Genomic DNA, 26,447 nt, shown 5'->3' on the forward strand with positions numbered 1-26,447 from the left:
TACCGCCCAGACGAGGAGCTCGGATTTTGTTTGGATGGCTGATTGAACTTTTTCCGAGGCAGTTCGTTGACCCGGTGAAAGTGTGCCGTCCCATTGTAGTGGGGATTCTTCTATTTTGATGGTCGGCGCTGGGCCTGTCCATTGATATAAAGGCGTACAAGTTGAGACTCGTCCCATCATGATGCAGTTTCGGCAATAGGTGCATTCTTTTTGGCATTTTGCACAGGGGAACTTGGCAAAAAGATGGGTGGCTGTGTTGCCGCAGCGTTCACATTTTTGTGTCGTTATTCCTGGGGTTGATGAGATATAGCCATTTTTTTCGTGTAGTGTGATTAGTTTTTGCGGGAAAGGGATTTCGTTTTGGAGAAGTTTGCGGCCAGTGAGAAAGGTTTGTAATTCGGAGGGAAATTCGGCTGACAAATGATTCACTCCTTTTAAAGGACGCCATTCTTTTACGAATGGCGTCAACTGTTATTTAATTGTCCAAGTTAATCCCATTGCTCCTTCACCGAGGTGAGTAGCAATAACGGGACCGAAATAGCTGATTGAAAAGTCGACATTTGGATAAAGCTGTTCAAGTTCAGCTTTCCATTCTTTAGCATCTTCTTCACGATTTGCATGAATGATGGATGCTTGCAGTGGTATGCCTTTCGACGCGTCCTCGCCAATTAATTCGGCAATCCGATTCATCGCCTTTTTGCGTGTGCGGATTTTTTCAAATGGCACAATTACTTTATCAACAAAATGAAGCAGTGGTTTTACTTTTAGCAAGCTTCCGATGATGGCTTGGGCACTTGTGAGACGTCCACCTCTTTGGAGATTGGAGAGGTCATCAACCATGAAATACGCTCTTAGTGAGGCTTTCATTACGTCTAAACGGGCGATGATTTCTTCCGGTGATTTCCCTTCTGCAGCCATCTTTGCTGCTTCTATCGCATAAAAGCCTTGGGCCATGCAACTTATTTCTGAATCGTACGCATACACCTTGACACCTTCAACCATTGTTCCCGCTGTGATTGCTCCTTGATAGGTACCACTAATGCCACTTGAAAGGTGGATACTAATAATTGCGTCATAATCTTTCGCCAACGATTCAAAAAGGGCAACGAATTTTCCAGATGGTGGTTGTGATGAGGTAGGAAAGCGGTCTTTTCTTTTTAACTCTTCATAAAACTGTTCGGCGTTTAAGTCAATTTCTTCCTCGTACGTTTCGCCGCCGATGACGACGCTAAGAGGGATCATATGTATATTCAGCTTGTCACGAACGTCCTTCGGAATGTAAGCTGTACTGTCTGTCACTATGGCAATTTTCATTGTTTATTTATCATCCTCAATTTCGTTTGCTTTCATTTTATAAAAGATTGGACGATTTGGAAAGGGATTTGGGGAGAATTATTATTATGCAGGAATTTCTTCCGTGTTTGGTCCGTTAAAACAAAAGACACCTAGGTTTATTCCTAAGTGCCTTGTCAAATTCGATGACTTATTTTTCAACAACTGCGTGGCCGCCGAATTCGTTGCGGAGTGCAGCGACAACTTTTCCAGTAAATGTATCATCTTCTAGGGAGCGATAGCGCATCATTAATGATAAAGCGATAACTGGTGCAGCAGTTTGGAAGTCAAGAGCTGTTTCAACAGTCCATTTACCCTCACCAGATGATTGCATAACACCTTTGATTTTATCTAGTTTGCTGTCTTTAGAGAAGGCATTTTCCATTAATTCCATTAACCATGAACGGATAACAGAACCGTGGTTCCAAACGGTTGATACTTTTTCATAATCATAATCGAATGGACTTTTTTCTAAAATATCAAAGCCTTCAGCGATTGCTTGCATCATACCGTATTCGATACCATTATGGATCATTTTAAGGAAATGTCCGCTTCCTGCTTCACCTGTGTAAAGATAACCTTTTTCAACAGAGATGTCTTCGAATACTTTTTCAACTTGTGCAAAAGCTTCTTTATCTCCACCAATCATTGTACATGCGCCGTAGCGTGCACCTTCTACACCACCGCTTGTCCCACAGTCAAGGTAGTAAATACCTTTTTCTTTTGAAGTAGCGTGACGTCGAAGTGAATCTTTATAATGAGCGTTTCCGCCATCAATGAGAATATCGCCTTCATCTAATAATGGGAGTAACTGGTTGAAAACCTGTTCTGTAATGTCGCCGGCTGGAACCATCATCCAAAGTTTACGTGGGCTTTCAAGTTGTTGCACAAGTTCTTCTAATGTGTAAGCTCCTTGTCCACCATCTTTAGAAATATTATCGACCGATTCTTTATTAACATCATACGCAGATACTTTATATCCTTTTTCAATTAGGTTTAATGAGAGTTGATAGCCCATTTTTCCTAAACCAACCATACCGATTTGCATGTCATATGCCGCCTTTCAAACTTTATTTCACAATACCTTCATTATAAAAGAAAAAAAATTCCATGCAAGTTTTTTAGTTTGCTCTTTTTGAAAAATTTGTTGTTTTCAACTCGAAAAACTAATAAGTCTGGTCATTCAGCAACTTTCGGGTTAACGATTTTTTTACGAAAATATGCTCGAAGTTCTTACTTCGTTTCCATTGCGTACGTTGCGATAAGTTTCCATTTTCCCTCTTCTTTTCGGAAAGTGTTGATTTGACGACTAACTTTCTCTATCTTTTTTTTCTTTTTTCCTGCTTCGGAAACTATCGTTTTCATTTGGGTGAAAATATTAGCTTCTGTTTTTTTATAGTCGATGATAACAACATTCTCCGGTTTAATTTGGATATTCATCGTATCAAAAATGTTTTTCATATAAGCTTTTTCTTCATCATATTTAAACGAGGTTGGATTTTTTGAAACGGTATCCATATATCCTGATAAATCTTTTTTATTGAATGTGGAAATATGTTGATCCAAAACGGCCAGCAGTGCTTTTTTTTCTTTTGCCGGAAGATTTTCCGCTTCCTTTATTGGTGGTGCAGCATCAGAAACAGTTGATTCATTAGGCGGTGTTTGTTGATTTTGTTTCTTACTTTCCGTCGCTGTGTTCGTTTCGCTTTTCTTCTCCGTTTTTTCATCCTTCCCACATGCAGCAAGCATAATCGAACCAACCAACATGATCACAAGAAATAACATCCATTTATTTAACCTTTTCATAATACACACCTTCCAAAAATAAATATAGTTCACTATTCCCCTATTTTAAAGAAAATCACCCCAACCTACAACAAACTACAGCCATATGTAGAAAATACTACAAATTTAGTTTAAAGTGTCAGGCACCATTTATGCAGAATGGTAAATATTTATGCGAATTTATGTATAAATGGTGCCTGACACTTTATTGGAGGTATGCAAAAAGGCATCTGCTGGTTGGGCAGATGCTTAGTGGCCTCTTCGGGCGAAGTCGACGAAGCGGAATTTGTCGAGTCTGTGGCGGGATTCGGTGTATTGGAAGAGGCTGGCGTCTTCTAGGTAGATGTAGTTTTTGACGACGACGATATGTTTGTAGTCTTTTAAGTCTAGGTATCTATAGTCTTCTTCTGTCGGTTCGTCTACCGATATTTCTTTTTTGGCAAAGCTGATTTTTAGTCCGAGCTCACCTTCAAAATAGGAAAATAGCGATCCTTCACATGTTTCCTTTGATAAGGTAGGGACAAATGCTTGGCGAACATAGTCTTTATCAAGAATAATTCGTTCCCCGTCTAATTCCCGTGCACGGGCGATTTTCCAAACTTGTTCATTGCCCTTAACATTCAATTGTTTTTGAATGTATGAGTTTGCATTTTCCAAAGCCATTTCATAAACGATTGTTTTCCATGGTTTACCCATTTTGTCTACCAATTCTTTAAAACTTACCAAACCGGAAACAGGGAAATCAAATTTTCTAACATCAAGCGTAAATGAACCTTTGCCTTTTATTTTTTGAATGAATCCATTTTGCGACAAAAGGTTTAATGCTTTCCGTACAGTTTCACGAGAAGTTCCATATTGCTCGACCATCTCATTTTCTGAAGGCAGCTTCGTACTTGGCTTGATTTCTCCTGACTGGATTTGGTCAACTAAATCATCGTATATAGCTAAAAATTTATTTTCACGCATCATTATCACCCACTATGATTGCAAACATTCAAGGATATTGTACAAATATTTGTCTATTTAAACAATGCTTATTTTTTCAGGTAGTACACGATAGATTCATAAGGGCGTAATCGTACATGGTGAAAGTGGGACGTCGAATCTGGATAATTGGATATCAAAATCTCACTTGTAAAACCTTCTAACTGAATTTCTTCCGGTAATTCAAAGCTTGTCTCTTTTCCATAAAAATTATTAACGACGAGCAGCTTCTCATTATCGCCATTTCGCAAATAAGCAAAAATACGCGGGTGATTATTTAAAATGAGTTCATATTCACCATAAGTAATGAGATCGTATTGTTTTCGCAATTGAATCAGTTTTTGATAATGATAAAAGACAGAATCTTTATCTTGCAATGCTCGTTCCACGTTTATTTCCTTATAATTTGATGCCACATTTATCCAAGGGATTCCTTCCGTAAATCCCGCATTTAAATCACTTGTCCATTGAACTGGGGTACGAGAATTATCACGAGATTTTTCTTGTAAAATAGAAATAATCATTTCTTCAGATAATCCCTCTTCATGCATTTTTTTATAGGCATTCAAGGTTTCCACATCCCGGTAATCCTCAATCCGCTGAAACTTTGGATTGGTCATCCCGATCTCTTCCCCTTGATAAATATACGGGGTCCCTTGCATTAGATGAATCGTCGTTGCTAGCATTTTTGCTGATTCTTTCCAATACGCACCATCATCCCCGTAGCGTGAGACAATTCGCGGTTGGTCATGATTACACCAGAATAATGCATTCCATCCGCCACCCTTATACATTTCTGTTTGCCATTCAGAGAGGATTTGTTTTAGTTTAATAAAATCAAAATCGGCTACTGTCCATTTGTCCCCATTTGCGTAATCCACTTTCAAATGATGAAAATTAAAAGTCATACTTAATTCGTTTCGTTCTGGGTTCGAATAGTTAATACAATGGTCAATTGTTGTTGATGACATTTCGCCCACTGTCATCGCATTATGTTTTGCAAAAACTTCACGATTCGCCTCATATAAAAATTCATGTACACGAGGTCCATCCGTATAAAATTTTCGTCCGTCACCTGTTGAATCATTAGGAAAATCTTGATTTTTCGAAATGAGATTGATTACATCTAATCGAAAACCATCTACTCCTTTTTCAAACCAATAGTTCATCATCTTATAAACTTCTCTGCGTACTTTCTCGTTTTCCCAGTTTAAATCTGCTTGAGTGACATCAAATAAATGCAAATAATATTGCCCTGTTTTCTCATCCAGCTTCCATGCAGAGCCTCCGAACTTTGACTCCCAATTATTCGGCTCACTGCCATCGCGATTAGCATCCTTCCAAATATAAAAATCACGATATGGATTGTCTTTTGCTGAACATGCTTCCTTAAACCATTTGTGCTCTGTTGACGTGTGATTGACAACGATGTCCATGATGACTTTTATTTCACGTGAATGTGCTTCTTCAAGGAGTGATTCAAAATCCTCCATCGTTCCATATGGTTCATGAATTTCATAGTAATCGCTAATGTCATACCCATTATCATTTTGCGGGGAGCTATAAATCGGAGTTAGCCAAATGACATCAATCCCTAGTTCTTTCAAGTAATCTAGCTTCTTAATAATCCCTTGTAGATCACCAACTCCATTCCCAGTAGTATCATAAAAACTTTTCGGATAGATCTGATACACTGTTGCTTTCTTCCACCAAGGTTGCTTCATGTTATATCACCACTTTTTCATAAAATAAATAAGTCGAGGGTGTCTCTATAACTAATGAGACCCCCTCTATAAAAAATCACTTTGTTTTTCTTAATTTCGCGAATACGATTGTAAGGATGAATGGGATGACGATGGAGATTCCCATACCGATAAAGAATGCTCCCCAGTTTTGCGGGAAAATCGATAGGAATCCCGGTAATCCACCAACACCTACAGATGCTGCTTTTACGCCATTTAGTGTAATAAACATGCCGCCAATGGCTGAACCGACAATCGCTGCGATAAAGGCAAAACGGAAGCGTAAGTTCACTCCAAACATCGCTGGTTCCGTAATACCTAAGTAAGCGGAAATCGCTGATGTTAGTGATAGTCCTTTTAGTTTTTCATCTCTTGTCACAAACAGCATTCCTAGTGCTGCAGATCCTTGCGCGATATTTGATAATGCCAACATTGGCCAAAGGAAGGTAGAACCTGTTGATCCGATTAATTGTAAGTCAACTGCTAAAAATGTATGGTGCATTCCTGTAATGACTAATGGCGCATAAAGCAAACCGTAGATTAGTCCACCTAATGCCGGTGCAGCATGGAAAATGCCAACAACTGCATCCGTAATGACATTCGCAATCGCAAATGTGACTGGTCCAATGACGATGAACGAAAGGAATCCAGTAACTAATAAAACAATTGGCGCGACAAGTAAAAGTTGAAAAGCATCCGGAATTCGCTTTTTCAAAAATAGTTCTAGTTTTGCAAGTAAATAGGATGCGACTAACACTGGTAATACTTGGCCTTGATAACCAACTTTTTGAATGTCTAAACCAAATAAATTCCATGTTGGAATCTCTTTTGTAGATCCGTACGCCCAGGCATTAAGTAAGTCTGGATGGACAAGCATTAAGCCAAGAACGATCCCCAATAACGGATTCCCACCAAATTTTTTCACTGCCGACCAACCAATTAAGCCTGGTAAAAAGGTAAAAGCAGTATTAGCAATTAAGTTAATGATGCCAGCAAAATCTTTCCACTGTGGATACACATCAACAAGTGATTTTTTATCAAAGAAAATATCCTGGCCTGTCAAAATATTGTTGATTCCCATTAGAAGACCGGCTGTTACAATTGCCGGAAGGATTGGGATGAAAATATCAGCAAGTGTTTTAACCGCCCTCTGAATTGGATTTAACTTCTGTGCAGCCGCGTCTTTTATCTCTTCCTTTGAGGATTCACCAATTCCAGTAATTTTCACCATTTCATGATAAACTTTATCAACGGTTCCTTGACCGATGACCACTTGGTACTGGCCATTTGCTGAAAATGAGCCTTTTACTAGATCGATTTTTTCAAGAGTTTCTTTATCTACAACGCTTTCATCTTTCAAAGCAAAACGTAGGCGTGTGACACAATGCGTTGCCGCGGCAATATTTTCTTTTCCACCAATCGCCGTCACGATTTGCTCTGCAGACGTTTTTACACTCATTTGTTCCATCCTCCAGTTATTGTTTTCACAGGAAAACAATACGATTTTCTTATAATTTGTAGGCGGTTACAATTTTATAAAATAGGATAATAGCATTCTATTTTATACCGCTTACATGAAATTCCATTACCTGTATATACAAGATAAAATTTATAGTTTTATAATAACCTGTATATACAAGTTGGTCAATAAAAAATTATAAAATGTTAGAAAGGGAGGGTGTTCAATAGTAGCTACCTGGTTATCATTCCTTGTCTTTGATGACAAAGATTCGCTTTCGCTAACCGTCTTGGGCTTCATTCCCACTCTTTGACGACCAAGTTCCTCTTTCGCTAACCATCTTGGGCTTCATTCTCACTCTTTGACGACCAAGTTCTACTTTCGCTAACCATCTTGGGACTCATTCCCACTCTTTGACGATCAAGTTCCGCTTTCTCTAACCATCTTGGGCTTCATTCTCACTCTTTGACGATCAAGTTCCGCTTTTCCAAACTATCTTGGGCTTCATTCTCACTCTTTGACGACCAAGTTCTACTTTTCCAAACTATCTTGGGCTTCATTCTCACTCTTTAAAGCCCAAGATCTACTTTCTCAATTCATCTTGGGCTTTATACCGCCCTATCCTTCCCACTAAAACCTAAAATACTATTCTAAAAAAAGCATATGGTCATAAAGTGCTAACAAACTTTTAGACTCGAATAAAAAAAACACTCTACTAAACTAATAGAAGAGTGTTTTCAATCTTATTATCGTACTTCAACCCAGCCGTTTTTGATTGCTGAAACGACCGCTTGTGTGCGGTCATTCGCACCCATTTTTTGCAAAATGTTGCTGACGTGATTTTTGACCGTTTTTTCGCTTATATATAAAGTTTCTCCGATGACACGGTTGCTTTTTCCATCAGCAAGTAATTGTAGTACTTCACATTCACGTGGTGTAAGTAGATGTAGTGGTCGAACGACTTCAGGTTGTTGATAGCCTGTCCCTGTACTTTGTCTGTTTGCTAAGCGGCGAAATTCCTCTACTAGATTACGAGTAATCTTTGGATGTAAATAAGAGCCTCCATCAGCAACGACTTTTACTGCTTCAATTAGGGCATCGGAATCCATTTCTTTCAGCAGATAGCCAGTGGCGCCTGTTTTTAATGCATGGGTAACATAGTTTTCATCATCGTGAATCGATAAAATGATAACCCTTGTATCTGGATAGGTTTCTACTAATTGACGTGTCGCTTCAATGCCGTTTTTATTTGGCATATTAATATCCATTAAAACAACATCGGGCTTAGTTTGTTCGATTAATTGAAGAGCATTTGCCCCATCTTCACCTTCGGCAACGATTTCGAATGTTTTTTCAAATTCTAAAATACGTTTTACCCCTTCACGAAACAATTGATGATCATCAATGATTGCTATTTTAGTAGACAAAGCTTACTCCTCCTTTATTTAAAGGCTCTGCTAAATTAGGCTGTTGATTTCCGCTCCAGGTACTCGCTTTCCGCGGGCGGTCCGGGAGCCTCCTCGGCGCTAAACGCGCCTGCGGGGTCTCCCGACTACCGTTTTTCCCGCAGGAGTCTCGTACCTTCCGCTCCAATCAACAAAGTGTCAAAATCAACAATTAGCTTTAACATTGCCTATATAAAAAACAATTTCTTACTATTCATTACATTTCCCATGGATAACACTACATTCCCATTGGCTTATTTCAAAATTAATCATTCTTTATTGGTCAAACATCACTTGAATGGTTACGATAGTTCCTGAACCAATTTTTGAATCAATCGTGATCTGACCATCAATGATATCGACACGTTCTCTCATTCCCATAAGACCAAAGGATCCTTCTTTCTTTGCCCTTACGTCAAAGCCTTTTCCATTATCTTTGATTACGACAAATACTCGATTTCTACTCATTTCTATTTTCACTTGAATTTCGGTAGCATCCGCGTGTTTGATTGCGTTTTGAACGGATTCTTGAACTAAGCGAAACAAGGCTACTTCATATTTTGATGGTAGTCGATATTCATCACCTAAATTGGTAAACCGGAAAACAATCCCATTGTTATACTCTTCGGTTCGTTCCAAGTATTTTCTGAGGGTAGGAACTAAACCTAAATCATCTAATGCCATTGGGCGAAGATCATAGATGATACGACGAACCTCTGAAAGTGATGAACGGACCATTTTCTTTAAACTTCGTACTTCTTCAAGTGCATTTAAAATTCCTTGTTCACGATAGACTTTCTCGACTAAATCAGATCTAAGGAGCATATTGGCAAGCATTTGGGCCGGTCCATCGTGGATTTCACGTGATAGCCGCTTTCTTTCTTCTTCTTGTGCTTCAATGACACGAAGACCAAAATCTTGCTTTTCTATCGCATCTTCTAATGCATTACCTATTTCCTTTAAGTCACTTGTTAAATAGTTTAGAACGACACTCGTTTGTGATACTAAATGATTAGCGCGATCAATTGTTTGCTCGAGGGTAATTAGTCTTCTTTCTAATTCATCCCTTCTTCTGCGCAGCTGCTTTTCAAGCTCACGATTCATTGAAAGTTTCATTTGATAATTATGAGCGATCTCATATGCTTCACGAACTTGTTCTTCTGTATAATCACGGAAATGTTGGCTGACGACTGATAATCGCCTTCGTGACTGCCGAGTTTTAATTTCTAGATCATCGCCCTCTTCGATTGCCTTGGATACCATGATCTTAACTTCATGTAGTTCATCGGAGAGAGTTTCATAGTCTTGACGGCATTGTTCACCAATATGGAAGATTTCATTTTTGCTAGAGTCAACGGTATCAATCATTTTTTCCAATATTTGATCAAGTGTCTTTGCATCAATTTTTTTTAATGCCATCCTCATTCCTCCAGCGTACACTCAGTATATATTAGGGTCATTTTACCTCTTTTTGCGAAAAGATACTATTTGAAATGTTTGTCAATATAAAAGTTAGGAAAATGTCCCTAAACCATAAGTTGGAAATTATATAGTTCCTTCTACGAAATCCAGTTCTATTGACACGTTTTGTATGAATGGAAAAGCGTATGTGCACCGTTAGTTAAAAAAAATGAAATAAAGATTTTATTAATACTATTATGTATTCAATAAACACTGCTTAATTTCCTTTATCTCTTTAATTATATCACTATACCAAATATATTTTCATCTGACGTTGAAGATGGAAGGATTTAATTTATTTCATAAATTATGTATAGTAGAAAGTATAGTTAAGTGTTCATTTAGGAGTGACATAGATGTTAAGGCAGTATTATACGGTAAAAGGTGCGGGCGAACACGAAATCATTATTCAAAAATCAAGGTTTATTGCCCACGTGAATCGTGCAACAACCGAAGAGGAAGCGCTGACGTTTATTCAAGATATAAAGAAAAAACATTGGAATGCGACACATAATTGTTCTGCGTATATGATTGGGCAGCAAAATCAAATTCAAAAGGCAAATGATGATGGCGAGCCGAGTGGTACAGCCGGTGTGCCGATGCTTGAAGTATTGAAAAAACGTGATTTAAAAGATACGGTTGTCGTAGTGACAAGATATTTTGGCGGTATTAAGCTAGGAACCGGTGGCCTCATTCGTGCATATGGAAAATCAACATCGGAAGGAATTAATGCTACCGGTGTTGTTGAACGAACACTAATGTGTACAGTCCGAACAAAAATCGATTATACATGGCTTGGGAAAGTTGAAAATGAACTGCGTTCCTCCACCTATTCGATTAAAGATATACATTACCTAGATCAAGTGGAAATCGAGACGTATGTGAAGGAAGAACAAACAGAAACCTTTACACAGTGGATGACCGAGTTAACGAACGGACAAGCGAAAATAACCATTGGGGAATCATTATATCTTGAAATTGATGTATAAAAGCGAAGAGAAAAAAAAAGGCCAGTATAGTTCGTGAACTGTACTGGCCCTTTTGTTTGTCTATTACTGATTTGGTGATTTTTTCGGTCTTACATATTTTAAAAGTGGTTTGTAATCCTCGCCGACTAAATTGATGCTTTCCACGAAAATTTCAATTGCCAGAAGCAAAACGGCAACTATGATTAATGATCCCCACATCGTCGACATGGAAAAGATGATTGCCGCTAAACCAAATAGTGCAGCAATCGCATAAATGACTAAAACGGTTTGTCGATGAGAAAAACCTACTCGTAATAAACAATGATGTAGATGTGACTTATCAGCACTTGAAAATGGTTGTTTATTTAAAAATCTACGTATGATTGCAAAGAATGTATCCGATAACGGTACTCCTAATATAATGACAGGAATGACTAAAGAGATAAAGGTAATGTTCTTGAAACCGAGCAAGGATAAAACGGCAATCATATATCCTAAAAACAGTGCCCCTGTATCACCCATAAATATTTTCGCCGGATGGAAATTATAGATTAAAAATCCTAATGTACTAGCTAATAATATCCCGCCGACAATCGCAACGAACATATCGCCCATAATAATCGCCATGCCGCTAATCGTAATTAATGCAATGGATGAAACACCCGCAGCCAAGCCGTCCAAGCCATCAATTAAATTAATTGCATTCGTAATCGCGACAATCCAAAAAATCGTTAATGGAATACTGAAATAACCGAAATAAAGAATTCCACCGAAGGGAAGATTAATTTTTGTAAGTTCCACTCCGCCCCAAACCACAACAGCTAATGCGGCAAGAATTTGACCAAGGAGTTTTAATTTTGGTGAAAGTTCATATTTATCATCAAGAATTCCAGTAATTAAAATAATGAAACTTCCTATAAAAATCCCCGAAACATGTACTACCGCATCACTTTCCTGTGGTACAGGTCTTAAGATAAAATACCCTACAAGAAAACTTATAAATATTGCAACCCCACCAATAAGGGGCATATTTTTTTTGTGGACTTTTCTATTATTTGGTTTATCTGTTATTCCTAATTTAATGGCGAGTCTTCCGATTAAAGGAGTTACCAATACCGATAATATAAAGCAGAACAACAACGTCAAGTATATCATTCAAATCCTCCTTAGCACTATAATGCCCAAATGTACAGCTAATAAAAACAGGAAGAAAACACCTAGTTGTTATTTTCATTTTTGTACAAAGATTTATTTTTAGTTTAGTTTCATTTTCATCTTTCTCTAGCAAAATTTTATTCTAATTTTCTATACATATCGTCAATTTTTGCAGGTCAAATGAATTATACCATAGTCCTATGATAAAGAGGTAGAAAAAATAACAAGACCGAACAATCTAATAAGATTTCCCTAATTTCTTATTGTATTCACGTTATACTCGTTTATTGCTAATAAATGCATCTATCTTTTGTTCGTTTTTTGCAGTAGTACTTTGAATACAAATCGAGGGATAGCCAGCATTCGTTTCCACCTTGTTGGCTGTTGAATGAGACGATAAAGCCACTCGATGTTTAACTTTTGCCAAATTTCCGGAGCACGCGGGACTACACCGGCGATTCCATCGAAACTTCCTCCTACCCCCATAAAAATCCCTTTGTCAAACTTGGCAATGTTTTGATAAATCCATTGTTCTTGCCGAGGTGCTCCTAGTGCAACGAAAATAAGATCGGGTTTCAACTCTCGGATTTCTTCAGCAATTTGCGGATTGTCCAAATCAAAAAAGCCATTATGATAGCCCGCAATTTCCATTTTGGGGAAGTCATTACTTACATTATGTATGCATTGTTCTAACACTTCTTGTTTGGCACCTAAAAAGTAAACACGATATTGATTTTCATTTGCGAGCGACAGTAAATCTTTCATCGTATCGAAACCGGGAACTCTTTCAGGTAACGGTTTGTTTAGCCACCCGGCAGCTTTAACAATCCCAATTCCATCCGGAGTAATAAAATCAGCCGTTTGTAAATATTCCATGAATACTTTATTTTCATTTGCCATCATCACAATTTCCGGATTAGCTGTGACGACAAATGTCTTATTTTGTTGTTTAATTCTTTGATGGAGGATATCGATAAATTCATTTCTCGTGGAATGAATAAATGGAACACCTAATATTTCAACATGATTCATAATCATTCTCCTAACAAAATCTTAACAAAGGCTTCTAACAAGATTACAACTTTTTTCTTAATATTTGCTTAAGGTTCATTTCTTAAACTTTATTGCATGTGTTCTTTTTGTTTTTTTCCTTAATAATCTTACCTACTAAAATACCAAAATTCATAGTAAGAAACTAGCTTAATATTTTCTTCCAACTAATTCTATCTCATTCCATTTATATTCTCCTATCTTAATATGATATTATTATGCTACAAGTCTGCAAGGAGAGTTAAACGATGATCACCTTACTAAGTAGGACTCAAGAACGCAAAATAAAAAAATATCAAAAATTCGTTACCGAGATCAATCGGTTAGAAATAGAATTTGAACAACTTTCTGATCAAGAATTGAAGCAAAAAACAACTTACTTCAAAGAATTATTAAGCAATGGTAAAACAATTGAAGACATTAAAGTGGAGGCTTTCGCAACAGTCCGTGAAGCTTCGAAAAGAACGCTAGGAATGCGTCATTTTGATGTCCAGTTAATCGGTGGGCTTGCTCTATTGGAAGGAAATATTTCTGAAATGCCAACAGGTGAAGGAAAATCACTTGTTGCTTCTTTGCCAAGTTATTTAAGGGCACTTGAAGGAAAAGGTGTACATGTCATTACTGTGAATGAATATCTTGCCATGAGAGATAAAGAACAAATTGGCCAAATTCATGAATTTCTAGGACTAACGGTCGGTATTAACTTGACAGAGATGTCACCTGATGAAAAACAAGAGGCCTATCAGGCAGATATAACATATGGGATCGGAACTGAATTTGGCTTCGATTATTTACGCGACCATATGATATTAGATGAAGAATTAAAGGTACAAAGACCTTATCACTTCGCTATTATCGATGAAGTGGATAGCATTTTAATTGATGAAGCGAAAACACCATTAATTATTGCAAATAAAGCTTCCTTATACTCAAAATTATTTTCCGTTTGCTCTAAAGTAGTGAGACGAATGGAAAACGATGTAGATTATACGATAGACCTTGAAACGAGAACGGCGTTTTTTTCAGAGGAAGGCATTAATAAAATAGAAAAAGCCTTTTCCATCAATAATTTATACGACTTAAAACATCAAGTTTTATACCATTACATGATTCAATCGTTATATGCTGAAGTCATCTTTAAAAAAGATGTGGATTACATCGTTCATGAGGGGAAAATTGAACTCATTGACTCATTCACTGGACGTGTAATGGAAGGCAGAAGTTTAAGTGACGGGCTTCACCAAGCTATTGAAGCAAAAGAAGGATTGGAACTGACAGAAGAAAATAAGATGCAGGCAACGATTACGATTCAAAATTATTTTAGAATGTATCCGATCTTGTCGGGGATGACTGGAACAGCCAAATTAGAGGAAAAGGAATTCCAGCAAGTGTATGGCATGGATGTTGTTCAAATCCCTACGAATAAGCCGAAGCAAAGAATTGATTTGGAAGACCTTATTTTTGCCACAATCCCGCAAAAATATGAAGCATTAACAAAAGAAGTATTGAAGCGTCATGCGACGGGTCAACCTATATTAATCGGAACAACCTCCATCGAACAATCCGAGATGGTTGCCAAGTATTTAGAACACGCGAAACTACCTTATAATTTATTAAATGCGAAAAGTGTGGAACAAGAGGTCGATTTAATCTCTAAAGCTGGACAAAAAAATCAAATTACTATTGCAACAAATATGGCAGGTAGAGGAACTGACATCGTTTTAGGTCCGGGCGTTGCGGAACTTGGCGGGCTATGTGTATTGGGGACCGAACGACATGAAAGCAGGCGTGTAGATGACCAGCTAAAAGGTCGTGCCGGAAGACAAGGCGATCCGGGGGTTAGCCAATTTTTCATCTCGATCGAAGATGTCATTACTGAGCGATTTGCAGCAGAACAGTTAAAAAAAATGAAGAAGTCATTAAAAACTAATTCTGACGGCTTAATTTTGAATCGAAAAATTCATGAAATAGTTAATCGAGCACAACGATTATGTGAAGGAAGCAATTATTCAGCACGCGAATACACATTAAAACTGGATGATGTTGTTAATGAACAGCGAAACATTATATATAAAAATCGGGATATGATTTTAGAATCGACGGATGTTTTTGACTTTATCATAAAAACTTATCGAAGTTTAGCTGAATATTATAAACAAAAATACACTAGTAATGATGGTTTGACTAACGAAAAGATAGAAGAGCTGATGCATAAGGCACAATTAATTTCGATAAAAGAATTTGATACAGCTGAAATAATCGAACCTAATGAATTTATTAACGTTTTTTTACTTCATTTAGAAGAATCGATTGAAAAACTTAAAGAAATTTATCAAAGTGAACCAAACTTTTTGCTAGATGTTAAATACGATATTCTTCACGCGATGGACATGTATTGGACGCAGCATTTAGAATCGATGACAAGATTAAAAGAAGGAATAGGATTAAGAGGCTATAGCCAAGAGGATCCTATACAAATTTATCAAAAAGAGAGTTTAAAAATATTTACACAGACTTTCTATCTGATTGAAGAGGAAATTTGCACCATTGTAAGTGATCATGTTAAAACATTCCTATTGTTAGGAGAAGTGAATGAATAAGTCATAAGGGATAGGAGGATCTTTCATGCTATTTTCTAAAAATAAGCAGCTTAGAAGTGAGAGGGCATTTGTACTTGAAGAAAAAGAACGCGATTTTAACGAGGATGAACTCGTTGATACTGAACTCTCGATTTTACCTAACTGGACAGATTCCATTGAACAGGAGTATGTGCTTCGCTTTCTAAATAATGAAAACGAACCAATGAAACAAAATAAAATTTCTTTGTCCGGGATTGAAATAAATGAGGATGAGGATGGGGGAATCATTGTTACAGCATTTGTCCGAAGCAGTTTAAAAAAAGCAGTAACATTGGAGTCTTTACCAATTATTTTAATTGGTCCTGAAGGGGAACGTTTGGCAAGCAAGGTGTTTGATTTAAGTGAACTTGGTGAAATTCCGCCAAGAACGAGCCGTCCTTGGCATTTCTTTTTTTCACCTTTTGACATTTATTCATCATCCATTCCGAAGAATGGTTGGAGGCTTGCATTTGAAATACAAAAGAATAATAGATGATTTATTTTGCTTTTTTTACAATAATCTTCGTTGCTTTACTTTTATTCCCTGCCGCATCTGTCGCGGTTAAATAAAGCTTTGTTCCTGCTTTTTGAGCTTTAAGTGATAGTGAAAAAGTAGATTTAGACGTCACCTTTCCCTTTGCGATAATTTTTGAACCATTTTTTAAGACAAGATTAGCTCCTTTTTCCGCTTTTCCCGTTAACTTCCTATCTTTACTGTTAAACGAGTTGACCTTCGGCGGTGCAGGTGGTGTGACGTCTACCTTTTTTACGATAAAGTGATAAGGTTTTGTTGACCAATGATTATTTCCTTCTAAAATTTCAAAATAATATGTGCCAGGTGTAACTTTAAAGATAAAGCTTTCCTTTCCGCCTAGCTTACCTTTATTATGCATCTCTTCTTTCGTGGCTTTCCCTTTCGAATATTTATCGACCCAAACAACGCCATCCATATTCGTTACACCACTTAGTTCCGCTTTTAAAGTCATATTTTTAGTTACTTTCAGCTTGTACCAGTCACTGTCCAACGGAAGATCATATTTATTAGTGTATGATTTATTTAAGGCGATCGTTTTCGCTTTGCCACGGTCATTACCTACATCATCTTTTAAATCCGGGAGCTTGATGGTTAATGGATTGGCTGCCTTTACCGCTCCATATCCACCGGTTGGACTCCAAATATTTGGCGACTTTGCTAAAGGTGTGGCTCCTTTTTCAAGGATATACTCAATCTTACTTGGTGTCATCTCAGGTTTAATTGATTTGATGATTGAGGCAAGGCCACTGACAATCGGTGTTGAGAAGGATGTGCCATCCTCTATATCATATTTATTTTTCAACGCTAATATTTTTATTTTCTCTCCGGGTGCAACTAAATCTAGCTGTGGTCCTACATTTGAGAAATCCGAGACTTTATTTTTGCTATTGACCGAGCCGACGCTGATGACTGTTGGATAGGCAGCGGGATACTCAACAGCTTCACCGTATTCATTCCCAGAAGCAGCTACTACCGTAATTCCATGTTGTGCGGCACTAAGGATTGCATCAAATTCTGTTTCACTACTTTCCGGACCGCCGTAACTTAGATTAATGATATCGGCATGATGTTTTATCGCATAATAAATTCCAGCAATTGAATCTGCATCCGCAATTTCTTCTCCACCAATTTTGATTGGAAGAATTTTCGCGTAGGGATTCACTCCGACGATCCCAATTTTATTATTCATTTTCGCGGCAATTGTTCCCGCAACCGCTGTCCCATGACCATTTTTGTCAGTTTGTTTTGTTGTATGACGGGGAATATCATAACCATTTACTAATTGCCCTTTTAAGTCCGGATGGGTTGTATCTACCCCTGTATCAAGAACCGCCACTGTTACTGGTTTAGAATTTGGTTTAATTAATGGCCAAATTGCTTGTACACCAATCTTGTTTAAATACCATTGATCTTTGTATAAGCTATCATTTGGTTCCGGTAAGGGTGCCGCTTTTACAGTTCGTTCTTGTAAATAATTAGGTTCAACTGTATCAATTAGCGGATTCTTTTTTAATGCTTTTAATACCCCGGAATAATTTAACCGTTCAGGAACTCTAATAATATATATATCTTTTGAAATAAGAATTTCATGGCTTTGCAGCAATTTAATTCCGCTTATTTTGGAAAGAATTTTGTTGATTTCTTTTGTTTTAATAATGATTTGTCGATCTTTTACCTTTGAAAGATTAATAGTGGAGGATAGTTTTCTACTATTCGAGTGTCGAATATAGTTTTCTTTAATCCTTTTAATACTTATCTGTTCCTGAGTTTCCTGTGCTTTTGTATCATTCGGCAGAGCACTGCATAGTAACGCTGCCATTGCAACTGATGCCACAATATTAAACATCTTATTTCCCATATTAAATCCTCCGCTTAAAATAAAATATAACCTCTATTCTATCTTATTTTAACACGGAAATCATATGTACTGACTAACGAAAAAATATTTCCATAAAAATGAAAAATGGTGCCTGACACCAGTGTCAAGACACTGGTGTCAGGCACCGTATTCTTTATTTTTTTACGGTGATTTTTGTTGCTTTACTTTTGTTTCCTGCCGCATCGGTTGCTGTTAGGTAAAGGATTGTGCCCTTTTTTTGTTTTGGTATTTTTAGTGAAAAGGTTGATTTTGATGTTGCTTTTCCTGTTGCAATCACTTTTGAACCTTTTTTAAGTGTAAGTTTTGCTCCTTTTTCGGCTTTCCCTGTTAGTTTTGTAGACTTACTGGTAATCGCATTTACCTTCGGTGGCTTTGGAGGGGTTGTATCCGCTTTTTTCACAGTAATTTTCGTTGCTTTACTCTTATTTCCTGCCGCATCGGTAGCTGTTAAATAAAGGACTGTTCCCGCCTTTTGCTTTGGTATTTTTAGTGAAAAGGTTGATTTTGATGTTGCTTTTCCTGTCGCAATCACTTTTGAACCTTTTTTGAGCGTAAGCTTTGCACCTTTTTCTGCTTTTCCTGTTAGTTTCGTAGATTTATTATTAATACTATTTACTTTCGGTGCCGCAGGTGGGGTTGTATCTAATTTAGTAACTTTAAAGGAATAAGATGATGTTGACCAGTGATTATTGATCTCCATTACTTGGAAGTAATAAGTACCTGCTTTCAATGTTTTCGTAAAGCTTTCTCCTTTTCCTAATCCGCCTTTATTATATAGTGTTTCCATCGTCGCTTTACCATTGGAAAACTTATCGAACCAAATAATCCCATCCATATTAGGGACACCACTTAATTCCACCTTTACTTTCGTTGTTTTCGTTACTTTTAGCTTATACCAATCACTGTCTAACGGCAGATCGTATTTATTCGTATATTTCTTATTTACAGAAATTGACTTCGCTTTACTACGGATATCACCTATATCTCCTTTGAGATTAGGTAATTCGGTTTGAAAAGTTTTGACACTATTCACGAGTCCATAACCTGCTTTTGAACTCCATATATTTGGCTTAGCTGCTAAATTTGTAGCCCCTTTTTCAAGTAAATATTCAATGCCATGTGGTGGCATATTTGGAGATACCGATTTAATGAACGACGCCAGACCACTAACTATTGGTGCAGCAAAGGATGTTCCATTAGCTTCAACATATCGATTATTTGTACCTAGTGTAATAATTTTCTCTCCTGGTGCAACAACATCAAGTAACGGTCCACTGCTTGAAAAACCTGAAACCTGATTTTTTTGATTAGTAGATCCAACGCTTAATACCGTTGGGTATGCTGCTGGGAAATTGACATATCTTCCATCATTCCCCGAAGCAGCCACAACAGTAATCCCCTTCGATGCTGCACTAAGCAATGCATCAAATTCCAATTCGCTATACGATGTTCCACCATAGCTCATATTTATAATATCAGCACCTTTAGAAATCGCGTAATAAATACCCTTAATTGAATCCGATACAGCAATCCGATCGTTGCCCACTTTTATTGGGAGAATTTTTGCATACGGATTTACCCCGATCGTTCCAATTCTATTATTTATTTTCGCAGCAATCGTACCTGCAACTGCCGTCCCATGACCAACCGAATCAGTAACATTATTTGTCTTGGTCATAACATTATATCCAGGTAATAATTGTCCTGACAAATCAGGATGTTTAATGTCCACACCGGAATCCAAAACAGCGACAACTACATGTTTCTTACTTTTTTCAATTTTTCCCCATGTCGCTGGTGCCCCAACCTTTGGTAAATGCCATTGGGCTGAAAAATACGGGTCATTAGGATTGCCGCTCACTTTTTCTTGTATGTAATTTGGTTCTGCAATCTCAATTAGTGAAGAATTTTTCAGTTTACTTAGTGTGCTTGCATAGTTTAACTTTTCTGGAACTCTTGCAATATACACATCTTTTAAGGTTAGAATATCTTGATTATCAACAAATGTTAGCCCAAAGTTCTTTGATAATATTGACTTCGAAGATTTCGTTTTAATCATAATTTGGCGATCAAAGACATTTGATAGATTAATAGTCGCTGATAATGTTCTACTATTTTTATGTGTTTGCTCATAGGATGCCTTAATTCTACCAAAGTTGTCCTCTGCATTTGCAACATTTGGTAATACACAGCTAATTACCACCGTGGCAGCAATGGCAGTAATCGTTTTTAAAAATTTTTTCCCCATCATAATCCCCCATTTCTATTTTTCCATCCAACATCTATCGTATCACCATTAAATTACAATTATGATATATTTTAATTACAAACCATGAAATTGGTAAAAAGGACTTAGCGAATATTCCTAATCTTCTATAGAATGCATAACAAAAGACTCATGATTATCATTCGAAATAGAACCAAAGTCATGAGTCACTTTTTATTACTTATCCGTCTACTATATTGAATTGCCTTTTCATGTATTTCTTTTACTATTTGTAAGATTTTTGGATCAGATTTTATTAATGGTTTTGCTTTTTTCTTCTCTACTTTGAATATAGGAACAGCTTTTGATTTTGAATGAAGGATGGCCCATTTCCCATTATTTTTTTGTAAAATTAAGTCTACAATTCCTAAATAATTTCCCCAACTGCCAGCTTCAACTGCAGAGACTCCGTTGATCGTCCCCATACTTGTATCCACCCCTGATATCCCTTTTAACTTGGATTTATCGGGGAAAACTCTATGCTGATGTCCAAATAAAATAACGTCTATTCCAGGGGCAAGGCTTAATGGGTACACCGCATTTTCGGCTTTTTCATACGGTTTTGCTTTTTCATCAAATCCCGAATGGGCAAGTGCAACAACGATGTCTGCTCCTTCCTCTTTCATTCGTGGAACAAAGGCTTCCGCAGATTTTACAATATCCATTACCTTTACTTTACCCGCTAACGCTTTTTTCTCCCATATCATGACAGATGGTGTGACAAAGCCAATGACTCCTACCTTTATCGTGTGCTTCTTTCCACTTCGATCCTTTACCTTTTTATTTAAAATGACATATGGTTTAAACATATTGATTTCATTAAAATTATACGGTTTGTGATCATTCACATACATATTTGCATTAATAAAAGGGAATTTTGCACCTGTAATCGTCCGATGTAAAAAGTCTAAACCATAATGAAAATCGTGATTACCAAATGTAGCCGCGTCATATTTAAGATAATTCATGACGTTTATCATCGGATGAATCGGTTCGGTCTTGAATCGATCAATATATGCGATATAATCTGCTAAAAGATTTCCCTGAAGCAGATCTCCATCATCGAAGAGAAGTGAATTCGGAACTTCCTTTCTCGCTTGTTTAATTAACGTTGCTGTTCGAGCTAAACCAAATTCAACTATTTTCTTATTTTTTATATAATCGTAATCAACAATGTTTCCATGTAAATCTGTTGTTTCCATTAATCGCAAATCAACGATTCCAGATAATGGTTCACTTTCGTATCCATAAACCGGAAATGAAAAGAATAAGATTATAAATATGGAAAAGAATGATATGAATTTCTTACACATCGGGCATATTCATCCCTTCAAAAGGAATTTCGTGGATTTATATGTTGTGCATTTTTCGTAAAATCATTCCTTCATAATAAAAAGCCAGGCAATAACTACCCGACTGAAAACTTTCTTCATTTTAAATTCGATGACGCCACATACCAAGTCCCTTTTGCTCCGGAAACAGATACTTTGTACCAAGTAAAGAGATTCGCTGGGCTATCATCTTCAATCGCTCCGCCGAGAATTGTTACTTTCGTGCCTTTCGGAAATGATTTGCGCGTACTCTTTGTTGTTGGTTTTGTCCGAAAGTTTGCACTGGCCGAGATTGTTACACGATCATTCTTTTTATAAAATTGCGTGCTTTTTGTTTTTAGTTTTGTCTTGATTGGTGTTGTTTTCAATTTGACTGGATTACCAGTAAAAATAACATCTTGTTTTTTTACAATTTCCGGGTTCATTAGTGTACGGTTTTTCATATTTTCATATACCTTTAACTGATACGGTTTGGTTACTTTATTTGGATCATTTTTCGTTGATAATCCATTATAGGCCATTATCGCAAAATACCAATTTTCTAAAAGGTTCTTTTCCCCATTATTGATTTTAGGCATAACTGGAGATGATAAGAAGGCGTAGGTCCACTTTTTTGCTAAAATTTCTACCCCCGCTTGAATATTGTAAGATAGATCATATTTTACTCGATTCCAATCATAGCTTTTATCCGAATCTGACATAGGTGTCACTTGCATGATTCCATACCCATTATCATGACTTTTGAACACTTCTCCATTTGGTAAAAACTGTGTAAGATTGCCGTTTTCCGTGACCGCAATTGATTTAACTACTTCCGGTGGAATCCCTTTAGCAATCGCCGACTTCGTTAGCATTCCTTTTAATTCTTTTATGCTCACCTTTTGTCGATTCATGATGCCTGCGAATCTTTTTTGTAAGCGTGCCTTATCTGTTTTAGAACTGATCGATGTTATATTTTTCTTTAATTGGTTGTATAAACCGGGAACTTTCGCATTTGATTTTCCTTTAGAAATATACGAATCCAGTCGTTCAAAGTTCATTTCCAAATTTACATATTCGGCAAATTTTCCTGTTTTCAATTTACTCGGAATGGTTGAATTTATTTTTTTTACTTCCTTCATCAGTTGCTGTTTCATTTTTTGCTGAGGAATAGAGTCAATATTCAATAGAATTTTATAGTATGGTACAGCAAGTTTATTAGATGAAGTGTTGGATTTCATAAGTTTACTTGTTTCATCAATTGCTTTCTTTACGATAATTGCGTAATTAAGATCCTTTTTAATCTTTTCTGCCGGTGTTTTATACAGTTTTTTTACCGTATCACGCGTTTTTTTATCATATACGGCATCAAATGTTGATGCGTATTTGTTAAGATCCTTTGATAGATTCGAATAAGCCACTAGCGTTTTAGAATTGATGACACCCATTTTTATATCTTTATCTAACTTTGCTTTTTTTGAAGCAATTTTCTTCCCGTTTGAAACAGCATTGATGTACTTTTTCCCTCGAGATATTTGCGTATTTACTGTTTTTAATTTGGAAAGATTGGCTTTCTTCTTTTTTCCTGACTGTTTATTTACCGCTGATTTAGCACTTTTATATTTTTTTACCGCTGCATTGTACTCCTTGGTCGGGATATTTTTCCCTGTTGCCTTTTTCCCAACCGTTGTCATATTATCTAGGGTTTTTCCAGCTTTCACCGCAGAGTTAACAAGTGCATCCGCTTTATCTGCAGCGAATGTATTTGTATGACCAAATCCAGAAATAGCTAAGATTACTATTGCCGCTATAAATAATCGATAAAATTTCAATTATCCACACCCCTAATTTGTATTACAATCTATTATACTATTATTCTTTCCGAAAAACGAAGATTGATAATCTACTCTTTTTATAGGAAATTCGACAAAAACCCTATTTTATTTCCAAGGAAATACATTCATCCAACATCTTTTTCGCTAGTTTTCTTCTGGAAAACTATTCAATATTTTAGTAAAATTAGAGTAAAAACAATTATGCTAGGAGGATTCTATGGTTCAGGTTGTTTTTATGGATAATGAAGAAACATTGCAGGTACCAAACTATAAAGAAACCATTACCGATCTATTGAATACAGGTAGCGCGGCCATCTTTCCTAACTTATATGAATATCAAAAATTAACGCTGGATTTAACTCAGTTAACCGTTTATCTGCAAAAACAGTAAAAGATTAATAAGAACTAGTGTATTCGCCAAATTCCTCTAAATTTCAACCACTAAACTGTTGTCCATTTCAAAAACCACCCCCCTTACATAAAGTAAATTATCCTTGCATAGGGGGGTGTTATAATGGGTTACGGCTATGGTGGATACGGCTATGCCGGTGGCGGCTACGGCGGCGGTTCAACATTTGTTTTAATTGTTGTCTTGTTCATCCTTTTAATCATTGTCGGTGCTTCTTATTACTAATAAGATCGACGAAAGGAAGCGTTTTTTACAACGCTTCTTTTTTTTAGTGTCTTACATTTTTTTAGTATTTTTTCATTACAAATTATGCATATAATAAGGCTATATAAAACGCAAAAATATTTGCCGTGCATTGAAGGAAGTGACCCTTATTTGACAAAAATTAAAGTAATTATTGCAGACGATAATTCATTTATCCGTGAAGGTTTAAAAATAATTTTAAATACGTATGACGAATTTGAAGTTGTTGACACCGTCAATGATGGACAAGAAGCGGTCGATTATTGTAAAAAACATAAAGTGGACATCGCATTATTAGATGTGCGAATGCCAAATATGAACGGTGTTGAAGCAACAAAAATTCTTACTGAACAAACGAGGACGAGACCGATCATTTTGACGACATTCGACGATGACGAATACATATTAGATGCGGTAAAAAATGGAGCAAAAGGTTATTTATTGAAAAATAATGACCCGGAACGAATTCGTGATGCGATCAAAACAGTATTTAACGGAAATAGCATTATGCAAGATGTCGTTTTGGAAAAAATTAAATCCAACTTATTAGAAAAGAAGGAATCAGGGACAAAAATTGATGCAAAGTTATTTACAGAAAGAGAACGAGACATTATGTCTTTAATTGCAAAAGGCTATTCGAATAAAGAAATCTCAAAGCAATTATTTATTTCGGAAGGAACGGTTGCCAACTATATCACCTCGATACTAGGGAAAACCGGCCTTGAGCATCGGACACAAATCGCCATTTATTATATTACAGGAAAAGTAGATTAATATGGAGATTTGGATCATCCTCAATAAGGTTGCATTGATTGTCTTTATAGCCGTCAATTGCATTCGAGCCGATTCCGAGAACATTTCGTGGGTTGTTTTGGCCTCCCTTATTTATTTTTGCATCAATATTACATTATATATTTTTAAACATGATGGCATCAAAAAATCGCTACTTTTATTATCCATTATTTTAACGATTTGGTCCTATATTTTCGTCTATTCGTTATTTATTATTCTTTTACCATTGTCAGTCATTGAACTAATTTCTCGTTTTACTAATAGCAAATTTATTATTTTACTGCTCACATTTATTCCAATCATATACATACAGTTTGATACGCAGCCAATTTATGGATTAGTCGGAGTATCAAGCTTCATGATCTACATTATCGCTACTAGACATCTTTTTCTAATGAACAAAAACGAAGTCCAAATGGACCAAATGAGAAAGAATATTCAAAAGCTGACCAAGCATTTGAATGAAAATAAAGAATATATAAGACAATCGGAGTACACCGTTAAATTAGAAGAAAGAAATCGAATTTCTCAAGAAATTCATGATAAAATCGGCCATTCGATGACAGGTGCATTAATCCAAATGGAAGCAGCCAAACGGTTAATGGAACTTGATAAAGAGAAAGCTGAGGAATTGCTGCAGAATGCAATCAATATTTCAAAAGAAGGCATTGAAAATATCCGAATGACATTAAAAAATATGAAGCCTCCTACTGAACAAGTTGGAATACATCGAATGAAGCTTTTCATCGATGAATTTTCAGCAAAACATGATTTAAACACGACACTAACCCATAATGGGAATTTGGATACGATATCCCCTATCCAATGGAAAATTATTCATGAGAATGTGACGGAGGCTTTAACAAATACGATGAAGTACTCGGATGCCTCCCATGTATCCGTTGATATTAAAGTGCTCAACAAGCTAATCAGAGTTGAAGTGAAGGATAACGGAAAAGGGGCAGAGAAAATTAAAAAAGGGCTTGGTATTATTGGCATGGAAGAACGGACAGCCGCAATCAATGGAAAAATTATCGTTGACAGCACCCACGGTTTTTCCGTAACTACATTGCTGCCTATCCAATAATGAAATTCTCATATGAAAAATATGAATATCTTCATGTAAAAAGAATGAACGATTCCACTTATATCGCTTCATTCTTTTTTTTATACTTACGA

General features: G+C 36.6%; 21 protein-coding genes and 1 pseudogene. 7 read left to right on the forward strand and 15 right to left on the reverse strand.

Features of this window, described 5'->3' with window-relative positions; all coding sequences use genetic code 11:
* The 9 genes and pseudogenes from MKY81_RS00005 to MKY81_RS00045 form a co-directional block, all read right to left on the reverse strand.
* Nucleotides 1-420, reverse strand: a pseudogene (locus MKY81_RS00005) (DNA/RNA helicase); the annotation flags it as partial.
* A 51-nt stretch (nt 421-471) separates the two neighbouring features.
* Nucleotides 472-1,314, reverse strand: a complete 843-nt coding sequence (locus MKY81_RS00010; protein WP_108070158.1) for a DegV family protein — start codon at nt 1,312-1,314, stop codon at nt 472-474.
* A gap of 169 nt (nt 1,315-1,483) precedes the next feature.
* Nucleotides 1,484-2,380, reverse strand: a complete 897-nt coding sequence (gene gnd, locus MKY81_RS00015; protein WP_341116077.1) for a phosphogluconate dehydrogenase (NAD(+)-dependent, decarboxylating) — start codon at nt 2,378-2,380, stop codon at nt 1,484-1,486.
* Between the two features lie 185 nt (nt 2,381-2,565).
* Nucleotides 2,566-3,138: a hypothetical protein gene (locus tag MKY81_RS00020; RefSeq protein WP_066229069.1), complete on the reverse strand. Its 573-nt coding sequence runs from the start codon at nt 3,136-3,138 to the stop codon at nt 2,566-2,568.
* A 228-nt stretch (nt 3,139-3,366) separates the two neighbouring features.
* Entirely contained in the window at nt 3,367-4,083 is a 717-nt protein-coding gene (treR, locus tag MKY81_RS00025) for a trehalose operon repressor (protein WP_066229065.1), read from the reverse strand.
* 68 nt (nt 4,084-4,151) lie between these two features.
* The gene (treC, locus tag MKY81_RS00030; protein ID WP_341116081.1) at nt 4,152-5,825 is read right to left on the reverse strand and encodes an alpha,alpha-phosphotrehalase; all 1,674 of its coding nucleotides are present in this window, start codon (nt 5,823-5,825) and stop codon (nt 4,152-4,154) included.
* Nucleotides 5,826-5,901: 76 nt separating this feature from the next.
* A complete protein-coding gene (gene treP, locus MKY81_RS00035) occupies nt 5,902-7,302 on the reverse strand; it encodes a PTS system trehalose-specific EIIBC component (protein WP_341116083.1) in 1,401 nt (466 codons plus the stop codon).
* Between the two features lie 746 nt (nt 7,303-8,048).
* A complete protein-coding gene (locus tag MKY81_RS00040) occupies nt 8,049-8,729 on the reverse strand; it encodes a response regulator (protein WP_066229057.1) in 681 nt (226 codons plus the stop codon).
* A gap of 294 nt (nt 8,730-9,023) precedes the next feature.
* On the reverse strand, nt 9,024-10,166 hold the full coding sequence (locus tag MKY81_RS00045) for a sensor histidine kinase (protein ID WP_066229055.1): 1,143 nt from the start codon (nt 10,164-10,166) through the stop codon (nt 9,024-9,026).
* Between the two features lie 398 nt (nt 10,167-10,564).
* Between MKY81_RS00045 and MKY81_RS00050 the strand changes: the two genes are divergently transcribed.
* Nucleotides 10,565-11,197, forward strand: coding sequence for a YigZ family protein (locus MKY81_RS00050; protein ID WP_341116086.1), 633 nt, complete (start codon nt 10,565-10,567; stop codon nt 11,195-11,197).
* Between the two features lie 63 nt (nt 11,198-11,260).
* On the opposite strand, the gene MKY81_RS00055 is transcribed toward MKY81_RS00050, so the two are convergent.
* Nucleotides 11,261-12,331 carry an MraY family glycosyltransferase gene (locus MKY81_RS00055; protein ID WP_066229050.1) on the reverse strand — a complete coding sequence of 357 codons (1,071 nt, stop codon included), beginning with the start codon at nt 12,329-12,331 and terminating at the stop codon, nt 11,261-11,263.
* Between the two features lie 303 nt (nt 12,332-12,634).
* Nucleotides 12,635-13,363 (reverse strand): WecB/TagA/CpsF family glycosyltransferase, encoded by a 729-nt coding sequence (locus tag MKY81_RS00060; RefSeq protein WP_108070168.1) that lies wholly within the window; start codon nt 13,361-13,363, stop codon nt 12,635-12,637.
* A 266-nt stretch (nt 13,364-13,629) separates the two neighbouring features.
* Here MKY81_RS00060 and secA2 point away from each other — a divergent pair, with 266 nt between their 5' ends.
* Together secA2 and MKY81_RS00070 are read left to right on the forward strand one after the other, a co-directional pair.
* Nucleotides 13,630-15,981 carry an accessory Sec system translocase SecA2 gene (gene secA2 / locus MKY81_RS00065; protein ID WP_341116090.1) on the forward strand — a complete coding sequence of 784 codons (2,352 nt, stop codon included), beginning with the start codon at nt 13,630-13,632 and terminating at the stop codon, nt 15,979-15,981.
* Between the two features lie 25 nt (nt 15,982-16,006).
* On the forward strand, nt 16,007-16,495 hold the full coding sequence (locus tag MKY81_RS00070) for an SLAP domain-containing protein (protein WP_066229043.1): 489 nt from the start codon (nt 16,007-16,009) through the stop codon (nt 16,493-16,495).
* A 1-nt stretch (nt 16,496) separates the two neighbouring features.
* Here the strand turns inward: MKY81_RS00070 and MKY81_RS00075 are convergent, their stop codons facing one another.
* The 4 genes from MKY81_RS00075 to MKY81_RS00090 form a co-directional block, all read right to left on the reverse strand.
* A complete protein-coding gene (locus tag MKY81_RS00075) occupies nt 16,497-18,392 on the reverse strand; it encodes a S8 family serine peptidase (RefSeq protein WP_341116093.1) in 1,896 nt (631 codons plus the stop codon).
* Nucleotides 18,393-18,546: 154 nt separating this feature from the next.
* Entirely contained in the window at nt 18,547-20,661 is a 2,115-nt protein-coding gene (locus MKY81_RS00080) for a S8 family serine peptidase (RefSeq protein WP_341116094.1), read from the reverse strand.
* Nucleotides 20,662-20,846: 185 nt separating this feature from the next.
* Nucleotides 20,847-21,992, reverse strand: a complete 1,146-nt coding sequence (locus tag MKY81_RS00085) for a metallophosphoesterase (protein ID WP_341116095.1) — start codon at nt 21,990-21,992, stop codon at nt 20,847-20,849.
* 116 nt (nt 21,993-22,108) lie between these two features.
* On the reverse strand, nt 22,109-23,821 hold the full coding sequence (locus MKY81_RS00090; protein WP_107920025.1) for a transglycosylase SLT domain-containing protein: 1,713 nt from the start codon (nt 23,819-23,821) through the stop codon (nt 22,109-22,111).
* Between the two features lie 220 nt (nt 23,822-24,041).
* Between MKY81_RS00090 and MKY81_RS00095 the strand changes: the two genes are divergently transcribed.
* The 4 genes from MKY81_RS00095 to MKY81_RS00110 all read left to right on the forward strand — a co-directional run bounded on the left by MKY81_RS00095 (nt 24,042) and on the right by MKY81_RS00110 (nt 26,355).
* A complete protein-coding gene (locus MKY81_RS00095) occupies nt 24,042-24,215 on the forward strand; it encodes a hypothetical protein (RefSeq protein WP_160331423.1) in 174 nt (57 codons plus the stop codon).
* A 123-nt stretch (nt 24,216-24,338) separates the two neighbouring features.
* On the forward strand, nt 24,339-24,458 hold the full coding sequence (locus tag MKY81_RS00100; RefSeq protein ID WP_066229026.1) for a YjcZ family sporulation protein: 120 nt from the start codon (nt 24,339-24,341) through the stop codon (nt 24,456-24,458).
* A gap of 84 nt (nt 24,459-24,542) precedes the next feature.
* Nucleotides 24,543-25,250, forward strand: coding sequence for a response regulator transcription factor (locus tag MKY81_RS00105; protein WP_108070180.1), 708 nt, complete (start codon nt 24,543-24,545; stop codon nt 25,248-25,250).
* 1 nt (nt 25,251) lies between these two features.
* Nucleotides 25,252-26,355: a sensor histidine kinase gene (locus tag MKY81_RS00110; RefSeq protein ID WP_341116098.1), complete on the forward strand. Its 1,104-nt coding sequence runs from the start codon at nt 25,252-25,254 to the stop codon at nt 26,353-26,355.
* The last annotated feature ends 92 nt before the right edge of the window (nt 26,356-26,447 follow it).

It is taken from the genome of Heyndrickxia sp. FSL W8-0423, assembly GCF_038009395.1.
Taxonomy (GTDB): Bacteria; Bacillota; Bacilli; order Bacillales; family Bacillaceae_C; genus Heyndrickxia; species Heyndrickxia sporothermodurans.